Source organism: Halorubrum sp. CBA1229 (assembly GCF_003721435.2).
In the GTDB taxonomy this organism is placed as follows: domain Archaea; phylum Halobacteriota; class Halobacteria; order Halobacteriales; family Haloferacaceae; genus Halorubrum.
In genome coordinates, this window is record NZ_CP054585.1 from 2,055,400 (window position 1) to 2,068,564 (window position 13,165).

Consider the following 13,165-nt stretch of genomic DNA (forward strand, 5'->3'; position numbering starts at 1 on the left):
ACGCTCATACCTCGAAAAGGCGCCGGGCGTATATAAGGGGTGTCGAGTCGGCGCGGTCGGGCCTTCGTCTCCCGCGGGCGGAGCGCGGCCGTCTCACTCCCACGGCGTGAACAGCCGCGCGTCGAACCGGTCCGCCCGGACGAGTCCGACGCCGAACGCGGCGGCGACGGCGGCCGGCAGGAGGTTCCCGTACCAGAGATTGATCCCGCCCCAGAGGATCACGAAGCTCACCATGTCGTCGAGCATGAACTCGCAGTCGCGCAGCCGGTCGCGCAGCGCCGTCCCCGCGAACGCCCGGTCGAGCGTGACGACCGCGACGGTCGCCGAGACCACCCAGCCGGCGTAGTTCGAGAGCGGGACGCCGTAGAAGCTCCCGCCGCCGAAGCTCCAGAAGCCGAGCGCGACCGCGCCGGGGTCGAGCACCACGTCCATCGCGACGACCGCGGCGATCACGGTCGCCAGCCGGAGCCAGCCGTTCGACGCCCGCGACCCCAGGAGGAGGAGACACAGGAGATACGCGTTGACCACGAGCGGGATGAAGAAGACCGGGAGCGCGACGGGCACGCCGCCGAGCATCGGCCCGAGGTCCACGGTGTACTCGAAGGAGCCGTACGGCCACCCGGTGGCGACCCCGAGCAGCTCGATCGCGTAGGTGTACGCGATCAGGACGCCGATCCAGCCGAGCGCGCGCCGGTCGATCGCGGGGAGGGCCCCCACGACGAGCGGCGACCGCATCACCAGCACGCCGAACAGCACGAACCACGGGTGGAAGGCGAACGGCTCCGGCACCCACCCCTCCGCGCTGCCGACCAGCGCCAGCGCGCCGACGAGCGGGAACAGCACGGCGATGGTGAACCGGTTCTCGCGCACGGTCCGGTCGAGCAGCGCCTCCGCCCCGCGGCGCGTGTCGGGGAGCCGCGCGCGGAGGGCGTCGACGCCGGACGGCGCGGGCTCCGCGGTCCCCTCGGCCGAGCCCGCGGGGCCCGCCGACCCGGCCGACTCCGTCGATCCGGATTCGTCGCTCACGCGAGCACCTCCGTGATCGGGTAGACGCGCCACAGCCCGCCCATCGCCAGCAGGGTGCCGACGGCGGTGTTCAGCGCCGGGAACCACCAGTACGCGCGGTCGACCGACACCGACGACGCGGCGACCCACGCGACGAAGACCGGGTAGACGCCGAGCAGCGCGCCGAGCCGGAGGTCCACCGCGGCGAACGCGGCCGCGGCGGCGGCCCAGCACGCGAAGCAGTAGACGTACGTCCGTCCCTCGCCGAGCAGCGTCGCCGTCGTCCGGATCCCGGCCGCGCGGTCCGGCTCGATGTCGGGGATCGCGGAGAACGTGTGCATCCCCATCGTCCACAGCCACGCGCCCACGAGTGCCGCGAACGGCGGATGGACCCCCGCGACGGTCGCGTACGCGGCCGCGCCTGGGAGGACGTAGAGGCCGTTCGAGACGGAGTCGAGGAACGGCGTCGTCTTGAATCGCACCGGCGGGGCGCTGTAGCCCACCGACAGCAGGAGGAAGCCGGCGAGGTACGGCCACGCGACCCGCGGCGTGAGCGCGAAGGTGGCCAGCCCGGCGAGCGCGGAGCCGAGCACCGCGACCGTGACGAGCCGGCTCCCCCGCCAGCGCGCCTCGCGCTCCTCCTTCTTCGGGTTCAGCTCGTCGATGTCGGCGTCAAACGCGTCGTTGACGCCGTAGAGGAAGACGTTCGCCGGCACGAGGAAGTAGGCCGCCAGCGCGACGGTCGTCGGCGTGAACAGCCCGCTCACGTCGCCGATGCCGTACGTGACGCCGACCGCGACGGGCCCAGCGAGGTACAGCCAGAAGCGCGGCCGCGACAGCACCAGCAGGTACCGGAGGTCGTCGGCGAACGCTCGCCGGCCGGAGTCGGTCGCTGTGTCGGTCACGGCTTTCCTCACGCCGTCTTCGAGACCGCCTCGGCCGTTATCTGTCCGCTGATGAGACACATCGGGACGCCGATGCCGGGCGTCGTCGTCGACCCCGTGAAGTAGAGGCCGTCGACCGCGTCGGACTCGTGGGACGGCCGGAGCAGGGAGGTCTGCCGCAGCGTGTGCGCCAAGCCGAGCGCGCTCCCCCGGTAGCTGTTGTACCGGTCGGCGAAGTCGTCGACGCAGAACGTCTCCTCGAAGACGATCCGGTCGCGGAGCTCCGTGCCGGTGTTCTCCGCGATGTCGTCTAACACGAGGTCGCGGTACTCCTCGCGGAGCGCCGGGGTGTCCTCCAGTCCGGCCGCGATGGGGACCAAGGCGAAGAGGTTGCTGTGGCCCTCGGGTGCCACCGTGTCGTCGGTCTCGGAGGGGACACAGAGGTAGTAGGCGGGGTCGTCGGGCCACGAGGGGTCGTCGAAGATCTGCTTGAAGTGGCCGTCCCACGCCGTCGGCAGCACCAGCGTGTGGTGTTCGAGGTTCGGCACGCCGCCCTCGACGCCGAGGTACAGCAGGAACGCGGAGGGGGCGTACGTCCGCGACTCCCAGTACTCCTCCGTGTACTGGCGCTTGCGCGGCGGGAGCAGCTCCTGTTCGGTGTGCGCGTAGTCGGCGTCGGAGACGACCAGATCCGAGAGGTATCGCTCGCCGTCGGCGGTGTCGACCGCGAACCCGCCGCGGCGCCCCTCGATCCCCGTCACCTCGGCGTCGGTGACGTACTCCACGCCGAGGTCGCGGCCGAGTTCGACGATCCCGTCGACGACGGCGCCGATCCCGCCCTCGGGGTAGTAGACGCCCATGTTGTAGTCCACGTGGCTCATCAGGTTGTACAGCGCCGGCGTGTTGTACGGCGAGCCGCCGAGAAAGACGAGGGTGTACTGCATCAACTGCTGGAGCTTCGGGTGGTCGAAGTAGTCCTCCACGTGCCCCTGCATCTTGCCCAGAAGCGAGAGTCCCCACGAGTACCGGAGCACGTCCTTGTCCACGTAGTCGCGCAGTCGCGGGCGGTCCTCGTAGACGAAGTGCTCCATCCCGATGTTGTACGTCCGCTCCGACTCCTCCAGATAGGCCTCGAACGCCTCGCCCGCGCCGGGCTCGTACTCCTCGAACAGCTGTTTGTTATCCTCGCGGTCCGGGAGCACGTCGACCTTGTCGCCGTCCTTCCAGAACACGCGGTAGTGGGGGTCGAGCCGCTCCAGCTCGTAGAACTCGTCGGGCGACCGCCCGAAGTGGCCGAAGAACCGCTCGAACACGTCCGGCATCAGGTACCACGAGGGGCCCATGTCGAACCGGAAGCCGTCGGTCTCCAGCCGGCTCGCGCGTCCGCCGAGCTGCTCGTTCTTCTCTAAGAGGGTCACGTCCGCGCCGGCGTCCGCGAGGTAACACGCTGTCGAGAGACCGCCGAATCCGCCGCCGATCACGACGACGGACTCGCCGGCCACGGCGTCGATGTCCGGGGCCACGTCCATGGTAGATCGTAGGGTCGGAAGGGGTATAAATACCGGCCAGACGCGGCGAGTGGGTACGCCTAAGTCGCGGTCGCCCCTAGCGATCCCCACATGGATCCGACGGTCGCGATCACCGGCGCAACGAGCGGGATCGGGCGGGCGGTCGCCGAGGCGTTCGTCGACGAGGGGGCGTTCGTCGCCGTCTCCGGCCGCGACGGCGCCGCCGTCGACCGGACCGTCGCCGAGCTGAACGGCGCGGCGGGCGACGGGGACGGTCCCGAGGACGCCGACGGCGACGCTCCCGCCGGGGACGGCGACGCTCCCGCCGGGGACGACGGGGCGGGACCGGCCGCCGGGACCGCGTGGGGCGAACGCGTCGACGTCCGCGACGAGTTCGACCTCGAACGCTTCTTCCAGCGGGCCGCCCGGGAGGGCGGGCCGATCGACGTCGTGTTCGCGAACGCCGCCGTCTTCCACGGGGCGCCCGGCGAGCGCCCGACGGACGAGCTCAGCTACGCCGACTACGACGACACGATGCGCACCAACGCCCGCGGCGTCTTCGCGACTATCGCCGAGGCGGTCCCGCACCTCGCGGACGACGCGCGGGTGATCGTCCCCTCCGGGTCGGTCGCCCACGAGTCGAAAGCCGGCATGGGCGCGTACGCGGTCTCGAAGGCCGCGGCGGAGGCGGTCGCGCGCGGGTTCGCGGCCGACCTCGAGGCGGCGGTCGGCGTCGTCGACCCCGGGCTCGTCGCGACCGACCTCACGGGGAAGGAGCGCGCCCGCGACCCCGAGAGCGTCGCCCCGCTGTTCGTCTGGGCGGCCACCGAGGCGCCCGCCGAGGACCTGAACGGCGAGCGACTGGGGCTGCGCGAATGGAAGAAAGCGACGCGATAAGCATCCAAAGCCCCAGTCGCTCGTTTATAAACGGTTGCTGGCGGATCGGTGGTGACCACCTCCAAAGCCCCAGTCGCGAGGACGGCGCACGCTCGCTGCGCGCTTCGGCCGCTCGCGTCGCTCATTCCCTCCAGTGCTTACGTCGCCTGCGCCGTCCTCGCGACTGCCCCTTTGAGTCCCCCCCGGTCGCGTCGCGACCGCACCTCACACCTCCCCAGCCTCGCCGCTCGCTTGGGGCTCCCTTCGGTCGCCCACGTCGCTCGCGGCGTCCCTCGCGCGGGCGACTCGCGGCCTTCGGCCGCTCGTCGGCACGCGCCGACCGCATCGTTCATTTATAAGCGATCGTCGTTGATGCCCTCGAATATTTAAATATCATATCGTCGCTTTCGCGGATCGACCACCGAGAATTATCCCTCGGTCGGCCGAACGGGGGGTATGACACTCGCGGACCCCGACCTCTCGGGCTCGACGGCGTTCATCACCGGCACGACCCGCGGCATCGGCAAGCAGCTCGCGCTCGCGCTCGCCGACCGCGGCTGTAACGTCGTCTCGACGGGCAAGACGACCGACGACGACGACTCCGAGCTGGCGGGGTCGATCGAGCAGACGGCCCGCGAGGTGCGCGACCGCGGGGCCGAGGCGCTCGCGCTCGAACTCGACCTCCGCGACGAGGACCGCGTCGAGGCTGTCGTCGAGGAAGCGATCGATCACTTCGGCGAGGTCGACGTCGTCATCAACAACGCGAGCGCGATCCAGCTGGCGAACGTCGCCGACCTGCCGGCCGATCGGTTCGATCTGTTGACCGACGTGAACGTCCGGGGGACCCACCTCGTCGCGCACGCGTTCGCCGACCACCTCGCGGGGCTCGACGGGGCGTGGCTCCTGTCGAACTCGCCGCCGGTCACGACCGACCGCTCGCCGGGGAAGGCGCCGTACGCGTGGTCGAAGCTCGGGATGTCGTTTATTACGCTCTCGCTGGCCGAGGAGCTGGCGAGCGACGGCGTCGGCTGTAACACGTTCTGGCCGGTGACGACGGTCGACACCCGCGCGACCCGCTACTTCGGGCTCGGGACCGAGGACGACTGGCGCACCCCGGAGATCGTCTCCGACGCGGTGCTCGAGATTCTCGCGCGCGACCCCGCGGAGTGCACGGGCCACAGCTTCTACGACGAGGCGCTCCTCCGCGAGGCGGGGGTCACCGACTTCTCCGACTACAACCTCACCGACGGCGACCCGGCACCGATGTCGGCGCGGTTGTTCGATCCTGAGTTCGAACGCGAAGCGTGACCGGGTCGGGGGCGCGCCGTGAGCGCCGGCGTCCGCCGGGTCCAGCCCCGACCGGCCGTCACTCCGTGACCGCCTCCCGCAGCGCCGCGGTCGTCGTTCCCGGGTCGTCCGCGGCCGCGATCGCCGAGAGCGCCGCCACGCCGGTCGCGCCCGCCTCGACGACCGGCGCCGCGTTGTCGGCGGTGATCCCGCCGATCCCGATCACCGGAATCTCGACGGCCTCGGCGAGCTCCCGAACGCGCTCGGTCCCGATCCCGTCCTTCGCGTCGGGCACCGCCTTCGACTCCGTCCCGTACACCGCGCCGACGCCGAGGTAGTCCGCGCCCGCCTCCTCGGCGGCCCGCGCCTGCTCGACCGTGGAGGCGGAGCGCCCGACGACCGCCGCCTCCCCGAGCTGCTCGCGCGCGACCCCGATCGGCAGGTCGGACTGCCCGAGGTGGACGCCGTCGGCGCCGACCGCGGCGGCGATGTCGACCCGGTCGTTGACGATCAGGGGGACGCCGGCGTCGGCCGTGAGCTCCCGCAGCCGTCGCCCGATCTCGTACCGCTCGTCGTCGGGCACGTCCTTCTCGCGGAGCTGCACGGCGTCGACGCCGCCCGCGATCGCCGCCTCGACGACAGTCTCGGTGTCGCGACCCGCCGACCGGCTCGCCTGCGTCACGAGATACGTCCGCCACTCCGTGGGATTCATCTGTTGTATGATTTGGTGGTAGATGTGAAAAAGTACCGTTCGGCGGGTCGGGGGGGCGGGTCGCTCGGAGTCCCTTTCGATCGCCGCTCGCCCGGCCGCGCGAGCGGGGCGGTCTGCCGGGGTGAACAGACCCAAGCCCTCCCGGGTCGTACCGACGGCGATGCGATCACGACTCCGGGCGGCGGCCGCTCGGCTCCGGGGCGCCCTCTCCCGGGTCGGCTCGGCGACGGCGGACGGGCTCGACCGCGCCGGCGTCATCGACCGCGGTCGGCTCGGCGAAACCCTCGACCTGGCGTGGCCCCGGGTCGTCACCGGGTTCGCGATTATGTCGAAGAACACGGTGGACCTGGCGGTCGTCGGCATCGCGCTCGGGGCGCCCTCGGTCGCCGGGATGGCCTTCGCGTTCGCCTACTGGCAGCTCGCGAAGTTCGTCTCCATCGGGCTCGCGGGCGGGACGGTGTCGCTCGTCTCGCAGAACTACGGCGGCGGCGAGGGCGACCGCGCCGCGCTCGTCGTCAAGGGGTCGCTCGTCGTCGCGCTGGCGCTCGTCGTCCCCATCGTCGTCGGCTTCGTCGCGTTCGCCGAGCCGCTGATCGCGCTCGTCGGCGGCGAGGGGACCGCGCTCCGGGCCGGGACGGTGTACCTCGCCGTCACCGCGCCGGCGCTCGCCTTCGAGTTCTTCAACATGATCGCGAGCCGCACGTACGCCGGCGTCGGCGACACGTTCACGCCGATGGTGGTCCGGGCCGGGGGCGCGCTCCTCAACGTCGCGCTCACCGTCTGGCTCGTGCTCGGCGTCGGCCTCGGCGTGCTCGGCGCGGGGCTCGGCACCGCCCTCTCCATCGCCGCCGTCGGGGTCGCGCTCTCGTGGGGAATGACCGGTCGGTCGTACTTCGGCCGCGGCGCCTCGCCAGTCCCGATCCGGCGCGCCGGGCCGTGGATCGACGCCGGGCTCGTCCGACAGCTCGTCCGGGTCTCCGCCCCCCTTATCGGGCGCCGAGTGGCCGAGGGGGTCGCCGTCTTCCCCCTGCTGTGGGTCGCCTCCTCGTTCGGCGACGCGACCGTCGCGGCCCTCGAAGTGGGCCGGCGCGTCCGTGCGCTCCTCGGAAGCTTCAGCTGGGGCTTCTCCATCGCCGCGAGCACGCTCGTCGGCCAGCGGCTCGGCGCGGGGGAGGAGTCGCTCGCGACCGAGTACGCCCGCGACGTGATCCGGCTGTCGGCGGTCGTCTACGTGCTCGCGTCGGCGGTCGTCCTCCTCGCCGCCGACCCGATCGCGGGCGTGTTCGTCGACGACCCGGCGGCCGTGGCGGCGACCGCGACGTTCGTCGTCGTCGCCGCCGTCTCCGCGATACCGCTCGGCATCGGCGGCTCGGTGACGGGGTCGCTGCGCGGCGCCGGCGACACCCGGTGGCCGTTCGCGGCGTCGATGATCGGGTCGTACGTCGTCGCGATCCCCGTCGCGCTGCTCGGGCTGGTGACGCCGCTGGGCGTCGGCGGGCTGTACGCGGCGGTGATAGTCGAGAAGCTGGTGCCGACCGGGCTGAACCTCGCGCGGTTCCGGTCGAACCGGTGGCAGGCCGTCAGCCGGCAGTACCGGCCGGACGCGGCGGACGGCGACGCGTCGGTCGACGAAGAGCGGTCGACCGATTAAAAGGCGCCGCGGGCGGTCCACCGCCTCGTGGCGGGACCGTCCCGCGGCGGGGCCGTCTCGTTACTCGTCGTCGGCGACGGACTCGAGCACCTCGACGCTGCCGGTGAGCTGCCGGTGGACGTACGGCATGTCGATGCCGGCCTCGTCGAACGCCTCCTTCACCGCGGTGACGTACTCCGAGCGCACCCGGACGAAGTCCCCGCGGTCCGGGTCGTCGATCCACCAGCGCGACTGGAGCCCCACGGCCGAGTCGCCGAGCTCGACGAGCCGGACGGAGACGCCCGGGTCGTCGAGGATCTCCTCGTGAGCCTCCGCCTTCTCCGTGATGATGTCGGTCGCCTGCGCGATGTCGTCGTCGTAGCCGATCCCGAAGACGAACTTCTGGCGCAGCGTCTCGTAGGCGACCGGGTTCGTGACGGCGCTGTTCGCGAGGTCGCCGTTCGGCACCGTGATCCGCTCGTTGTCGAACGTCCGGACCCGCGAGACGCGCAGGTCGATGTCCTCGACGCGCCCGGCGTTCCCGTCCCACTCGATCCAGTCGCCGACCTCGAACGGCTTGTCCTTCAGGATGAAGATCCCGGCGACGAAGTTGCCGAGGAGGTCTTGGGCGGCGAAGCCGATCGCGAGCGCGATGGCGCCGCCGAAGACGGCGAACGCCGAGAGGAACGCGCCGTAGCCGGCCATCGTGAACCCGATGGCGATCGCCGCGACCCAGACGACGGCGTTCGTCACGCTCGATCCGAGGCTGCGAACGGCCCCGTCGAACCCGCGCGAACTCAGTACCCGCTCGACCGCGGGCACGAGCAGGACCTTCCCCAGCAGCAACACGCCGACGAACCCGACGAGGAACAGCGTCACCGAAAACAGGACCCCCGCCAGCGCCGCGCTCAATCCGGCACCGCCGAACTGTAGTGGTAGCATCACACATCCCTTCGGAGGGGTATTTAAAGAAGCTACTGGCAGCGCAGTTGTTTATCGGGGGCGGTCGCCCGCTTCGGAGCCGGCGCGATCCGCGAATCTGGTCCCGATCAGTCGCCGCGGACCGCGAGCGGCCCGTCACCCCGCGCGACCCCGCGGAGCCGCCGCCCGTGGACGTCGCCCGCGCGGATCCGCTCGCGGACCGCCGGCGGGATCCACGCGTCGCGGCCGGTCGGCGCCGGGGCGGGGTCGACGCCCGCCGGGCGGACGCCGTCCGGGAGGTATCGCGCGTAGGTCGGGAGCCGCTCGCGAAGGGGCATCCCGCCGGCGTCGGCGACCGCTCGGAGCCCGTCGAGGTCGGGCCACTCGTAGGCCGGGTTGATGTAGTCGTCCGTCACCGGCGAGACGCCCCCGAGGTCGTCGATCCCGCAGCCAACGAGGTCGGCCGCGGGCGAGAGGTTCGGCGGCACCTGCACCGACACCTCCGGCGGGAGCGCGGCCCGGGCCATCGCGACGACGCGGCGCATCGTCGACAGGTCCGGCTTCGCGAAGTCCGACCGCTCGTTCGGGACGACGTTCTGCACGATCACCTCCTGGACGTGCCCGTGGCGCTCGTGGAGCTCGCGGATCGCGAGCAGGCTCTCCGCGCGGTCGCGCCAGCCCTCGCCGATGCCGACGAGGATGCCGGTGGTGAACGGCACGCCCTGTCGGCCCGCCGCCCGGATCGTGTTGAGCCGCTGGCCGGGGGTCTTCCGGCGGCCCCCGCTGTGGGCGTCGACGTCGGCGGTCGTCTCCAGCATGACGCCCATCGAGGCGTTCACCTCGCGGAGCGCCGCGAACTGCGCCTCCGTGAGGTCGCCGGGGTTCGAGTGCGGGAGCAGCCCCTCCTCCAGGGCGATTTCGCAGGCCCGGTAGAGATAGTCGTGGACCGAGTCGAACCCCCACTCGCCGAGCTGCGCGTGGATCTCCGTGTACCGGTCGTCCGGCTCGTCGCCGAACGTGAACAGCGCCTCCGTGCAGCCGGCGTCGGCGCCGACGCGACAGCGCTCGCGGACCTCCTCGGGCGAGAGCAGGGAGGCCTCGCCGGGGACGTCGTAGTAGGTGCAGTAGGTGCAGGTGTACCGACAGGCGGTCGTCAGCGGCACGAAGACGTTTCGCGCGAAGGTGAGCCGCTCGGCGGGATCGACGTCGGCGGGCGTCACCGAGAGCAGCCGCTCGACGCGGTCCGCGTCGAGCGATAAGTCGATCCCGTACTCGTCGGCCGCCGTGAACACGTCCGTCCCTCACGCTCGCGGTTCAAAAAGGATCGCGGTCGCGGCGCTTTACTCCCGCTCGACGCCGACCCGTCCGCCGGCCTCCTACTCCCGCTCGACGCCGACCCGTCCGCCCGCCGCGTCGAGCGCGAAGCCGGCGTCGCGGAGCCACCGCGCCGCTTCGCTCCCACCGCTACCGCCGCCCTCGCCGTCCGCCTCGGCGTGGATCAGCACCTCGGCGAGGTCCGCGGGCTCGTCCACGTCGGTCGCGAGCCGGTGGGAGTCGACGACCGCGACGCCCGCGCCGACCTCCGCGGCGATCCGCCGGTGGTCGAGGTAGGAGGCGCCGTGGTAATCGACCCGGAAATCGGGAGAGCTCGCGACGAACGCGTTCGTCCCACCGCCGCGGCCGGGCGCGATCGCGACGTCCGCCTCGCGCCCGGCCGCGAACAGCTCCCGGAGCGCCGCCGGCGTCGCGAGCGCGAGGTCCGCCATGACGACGGCGACGGGTGTCGCACCCTCTGGTGACTCATCGAAGTGAGCGTCGAGCGCCGCGTTGACCGCGTCGGTCAGCGGCCGCTCGTCGACGTCGACGGGACACTCCAGATCGGCGTCGACCGGCCCCGTCGCGAGCACCCGCGGGTCGCCGCCGGCCGCGCGGACCGCGTCGAGGACGTCCCGGAGCATCGCGAGCGAGAACGCCGCCCGCTCGTCGGGGTCGAGAGCGCCCGAGAGTCGGGACTTGGGGCGGTCGGTCGAGAACGGGACGAGGACCTCCATCGGGAGGGTCGCCCTAGAACAGGGATTCCAGCTCGTCGCTGTCGTCGCTGACGAGCTCGTCGAGGTTCTCGTCGCTCTCCTCGCGGATCTCGTCTAAGTTGTCCTGCGCCTCGATGGCGACCTGCTGGAGCTCCTTGATCCGCGGGACGTTCGTGACGCCCGCCAGCAGGATCACGGTCGCGACGAAGCCCGCGCCGCGGTACGGGTAGTCCCCGCCGCGGACCTCCATCGAGCCGGTCTGCTCTTCGAGCCACTTCCGGCCGCGCTCGATGCCCTTCCGGTTGAGGTACTCCGGCGGCCCCGCGAGCACGAGCAGCGCGCGCTCGGCGCCCTCGATCTCGCAGGGGAGCGTGAGCCGGCCCAGCGCCGCCTTGCGGACGAGGCTGGTGATGCGGTTCGTGGTGTGCGCGCTGTCGAGCTCGTCTTCCCCGTCGTCGTTGCGGAGCCGCGAGAGCAGCCCGCCGGAGGAACGCTCCTCGACCTCCTCCTCCGCGTAGCCGACCGTGGAGACGCCGCCGCCGGAGAGCGTGTTGATGATCTCCGAGGAGTCGACGACGCTCTCGGCGACCTCCTGGCCCTGCTGGATCTCGCCCGCGCCGAAGAGGATACCGAACCGCCGGACGATCTCCTCGTTGATCTCCTCGTAGCCGCCCTGGACGGACTCGCCCGTCTTCCGCCAGGCGTCGTTGTCGAACACCATCAGGTTGTCCACCTCGCGGACGAACGTCTGGAACGAGCGGGCCGCGTTGAGGGTGTAAATGCCCCCCTCGTCGCTGCCCGGTAGGACGCCGAGCCCGTAGACGGGCTCGGTGTAGATCCGCTTGAGGTGTTTCGCGAGCACCGGCGCCCCCCCGGAGCCGGTGCCGCCGCCGAGCCCGGCGACGACGAGGAACGCGTCGACCTCGTGGACCGGGATCGAGTCGATGGCCCCCTGCACCTCGTCGATGTCCTCCTCGGCGATCTCCGCGCCGAGCTCGTTGTCCGCGCCGACCCCGTGGCCCTTCACCCGGGACTGCCCGATGAGCACGCGCTGGTCCTCGGCGATGTGCTCGAGGCCCATGAGATCGGCCTTGGCCGTGTTGACGGCCGCGGCCGCACGGACGATCTCCGATCCCGTCCGTTTGTCGTACTCCAGGAACTTGTCGACAACTTTCCCCCCCGCCTGTCCGAATCCGATCATTGCAAGTTTCATCGTGTGCTCCCTCCGCCTTTGAAATGAACAGAACGTGATGGAGTATTTAAGCCTTCGGTTGGCGTTACCATCGCTGATATCCACCTCGTTGACACGAACGGCGCCGCGGCCGCGGCGTCGACCGTCGGATCGCCGTCCCGTCCCGGGATCGTCCCCGTCATCGGACGCCGAGGTGCGCGGCGAGCGTGGTCAGTTCGTCGGTCTCGACGCCGAAGGCGGCGATGTCGTTGTCGGCGGTCGTGTTGTCGAACTGCAACGACCGGTACTGGTCGGGCCCCATCGGGAAGCCGGGGACGGCGCCGAGCACCGTCAGGCCGACCTTGGCGAGCGGCATCGGCAGCGGGACGATGGTGACGCCCTTCTTCTCGGCCTCGTACACGAGGTCGGTCACCTGCCGGAGCGTCAGCGTCTCCGGACCGCCGATCTCGTACGTCTCGCCGACGTGTTCGTCGTCCTCCAGCGCGTCGGCCAGCATCGGCACGAGGTCCTCCACGTGGATCGGCTGGAACCGGGTCTTCCCGCCGCCCGGGAGCGGGTACAGCGGGACGCCGGGCGCGAACATCCCCTTCAGCCGCTTGGTGAACGAGACGAACTCTCCGCCCTCGCCGAAGACGACCGAGGGGCGGAAGATCGTCCAGTCGAGGTCGCTCTCGCGGACGATCTCCTCCGCCTGGCCCTTCGCCCGGATGTACGCCGTGTCGCCGTCGGGGTCGGCCCCGAGCGCGCTCAGCTGGAGGAACCCCTCGACGCCGGCGTCCTCGGCGGCGCGCACGAGGTTCTCCGTCCCGCCCCGGTGGATGCGGTCGTGCATCACGTTACCCCCCTTCGGCTCGAACAGCGGCGAGAGCGCGACCAGATTCACCACGGCGTCCTGTCCCTCGACCGCCCCGGCGATCGAGTCGTAGTCCGTGACGTCTCCCGTGGCGACGTCGACGCCCTCGGACGGCTCCCCGCCCGACCGCGCGAGGGCCGTCACGTCGTGGCCTCTCTCGGCGAGCGCGCGACAGAGGTACGACCCGATGAATCCGGTTCCGCCTGCCACCAACACTTTCATGCACGCAGTAAGGCGAGGAACGCCCGTAAACCTACCGCGGCGTCA

12 protein-coding genes are annotated in these 13,165 nt (G+C 71.4%); 3 read left to right on the plus strand and 9 right to left on the minus strand.

Annotated elements, in window-relative coordinates; translation table 11 throughout:
• Nucleotides 1-93: 93 nt before the first annotated feature.
• The 3 genes from cruF to crtI form a co-directional block, all read right to left on the minus strand.
• The gene (gene cruF, locus Hrr1229_RS10275; protein ID WP_123114866.1) at nucleotides 94-885 is read right to left on the minus strand and encodes a bisanhydrobacterioruberin hydratase; all 792 of its coding nucleotides are present in this window, start codon (nucleotides 883-885) and stop codon (nucleotides 94-96) included.
• 137 nt (nucleotides 886-1,022) lie between these two features.
• Nucleotides 1,023-1,922 (minus strand): prenyltransferase, encoded by a 900-nt coding sequence (locus Hrr1229_RS10280; RefSeq protein ID WP_123112982.1) that lies wholly within the window; start codon nucleotides 1,920-1,922, stop codon nucleotides 1,023-1,025.
• Nucleotides 1,919-3,418: a phytoene desaturase family protein gene (gene crtI / locus Hrr1229_RS10285; protein ID WP_123112981.1), complete on the minus strand. Its 1,500-nt coding sequence runs from the start codon at nucleotides 3,416-3,418 to the stop codon at nucleotides 1,919-1,921. The genes Hrr1229_RS10280 and crtI overlap by 4 nt, the downstream gene beginning before the upstream one ends.
• A gap of 90 nt (nucleotides 3,419-3,508) precedes the next feature.
• On the opposite strand from crtI, the gene Hrr1229_RS10290 reads away from it, so the two are divergent.
• Together Hrr1229_RS10290 and Hrr1229_RS10295 are read left to right on the plus strand one after the other, a co-directional pair.
• On the plus strand, nucleotides 3,509-4,294 hold the full coding sequence (locus Hrr1229_RS10290) for an SDR family oxidoreductase (protein WP_123112980.1): 786 nt from the start codon (nucleotides 3,509-3,511) through the stop codon (nucleotides 4,292-4,294).
• A 435-nt stretch (nucleotides 4,295-4,729) separates the two neighbouring features.
• Complete coding sequence (locus tag Hrr1229_RS10295; protein WP_123112979.1) at nucleotides 4,730-5,581, plus strand: SDR family oxidoreductase; 852 nt, start codon at nucleotides 4,730-4,732, stop codon at nucleotides 5,579-5,581.
• A gap of 58 nt (nucleotides 5,582-5,639) precedes the next feature.
• Here Hrr1229_RS10295 and thiE read toward each other — a convergent pair whose 3' ends face one another.
• Nucleotides 5,640-6,272: a thiamine phosphate synthase gene (gene thiE, locus Hrr1229_RS10300; protein WP_123112978.1), complete on the minus strand. Its 633-nt coding sequence runs from the start codon at nucleotides 6,270-6,272 to the stop codon at nucleotides 5,640-5,642.
• A 160-nt stretch (nucleotides 6,273-6,432) separates the two neighbouring features.
• Here thiE and Hrr1229_RS10305 point away from each other — a divergent pair, with 160 nt between their 5' ends.
• Nucleotides 6,433-7,923 (plus strand): MATE family efflux transporter, encoded by a 1,491-nt coding sequence (locus Hrr1229_RS10305; RefSeq protein ID WP_123112977.1) that lies wholly within the window; start codon nucleotides 6,433-6,435, stop codon nucleotides 7,921-7,923.
• Between the two features lie 60 nt (nucleotides 7,924-7,983).
• On the opposite strand, the gene Hrr1229_RS10310 is transcribed toward Hrr1229_RS10305, so the two are convergent.
• From Hrr1229_RS10310 to Hrr1229_RS10330, 5 genes are all read right to left on the minus strand, one after another.
• Nucleotides 7,984-8,844: a mechanosensitive ion channel family protein gene (locus Hrr1229_RS10310; RefSeq protein WP_123112976.1), complete on the minus strand. Its 861-nt coding sequence runs from the start codon at nucleotides 8,842-8,844 to the stop codon at nucleotides 7,984-7,986.
• Between the two features lie 107 nt (nucleotides 8,845-8,951).
• Entirely contained in the window at nucleotides 8,952-10,115 is a 1,164-nt protein-coding gene (cofG, locus tag Hrr1229_RS10315) for a 7,8-didemethyl-8-hydroxy-5-deazariboflavin synthase subunit CofG (RefSeq protein WP_123112975.1), read from the minus strand.
• Nucleotides 10,116-10,199: 84 nt separating this feature from the next.
• Nucleotides 10,200-10,874, minus strand: a complete 675-nt coding sequence (cofC, locus tag Hrr1229_RS10320; protein ID WP_123112974.1) for a 2-phospho-L-lactate guanylyltransferase — start codon at nucleotides 10,872-10,874, stop codon at nucleotides 10,200-10,202.
• Between the two features lie 13 nt (nucleotides 10,875-10,887).
• Nucleotides 10,888-12,066 carry a tubulin/FtsZ family protein gene (locus Hrr1229_RS10325; protein ID WP_176329394.1) on the minus strand — a complete coding sequence of 393 codons (1,179 nt, stop codon included), beginning with the start codon at nucleotides 12,064-12,066 and terminating at the stop codon, nucleotides 10,888-10,890.
• Between the two features lie 157 nt (nucleotides 12,067-12,223).
• Entirely contained in the window at nucleotides 12,224-13,120 is an 897-nt protein-coding gene (locus Hrr1229_RS10330; protein WP_123112972.1) for a complex I NDUFA9 subunit family protein, read from the minus strand.
• Nucleotides 13,121-13,165 lie beyond the last annotated feature (45 nt).

Bases quoted from the DNA above. Each gene is read 5' to 3' on its own strand.
- Hrr1229_RS10330 (WP_123112972.1), bottom strand. From the start codon at position 13,120: ATGAAAGTGTTGGTGGCAGGCGGAACCGGATTCATCGGGTCGTACCTC.
- crtI (WP_123112981.1), bottom strand. From the start codon at position 3,418: ATGGACGTGGCCCCGGACATCGACGCCGTGGCCGGCGAGTCCGTCGTC.
- thiE (WP_123112978.1), bottom strand. From the start codon at position 6,272: ATGAATCCCACGGAGTGGCGGACGTATCTCGTGACGCAGGCGAGCCGG.
- Hrr1229_RS10305 (WP_123112977.1), top strand. From the start codon at position 6,433: ATGCGATCACGACTCCGGGCGGCGGCCGCTCGGCTCCGGGGCGCCCTC.
- Hrr1229_RS10325 (WP_176329394.1), bottom strand. From the start codon at position 12,066: ATGAAACTTGCAATGATCGGATTCGGACAGGCGGGGGGGAAAGTTGTC.
- Hrr1229_RS10295 (WP_123112979.1), top strand. From the start codon at position 4,730: ATGACACTCGCGGACCCCGACCTCTCGGGCTCGACGGCGTTCATCACC.
- cofC (WP_123112974.1), bottom strand. From the start codon at position 10,874: ATGGAGGTCCTCGTCCCGTTCTCGACCGACCGCCCCAAGTCCCGACTC.
- Hrr1229_RS10310 (WP_123112976.1), bottom strand. From the start codon at position 8,844: ATGCTACCACTACAGTTCGGCGGTGCCGGATTGAGCGCGGCGCTGGCG.
- Hrr1229_RS10290 (WP_123112980.1), top strand. From the start codon at position 3,509: ATGGATCCGACGGTCGCGATCACCGGCGCAACGAGCGGGATCGGGCGG.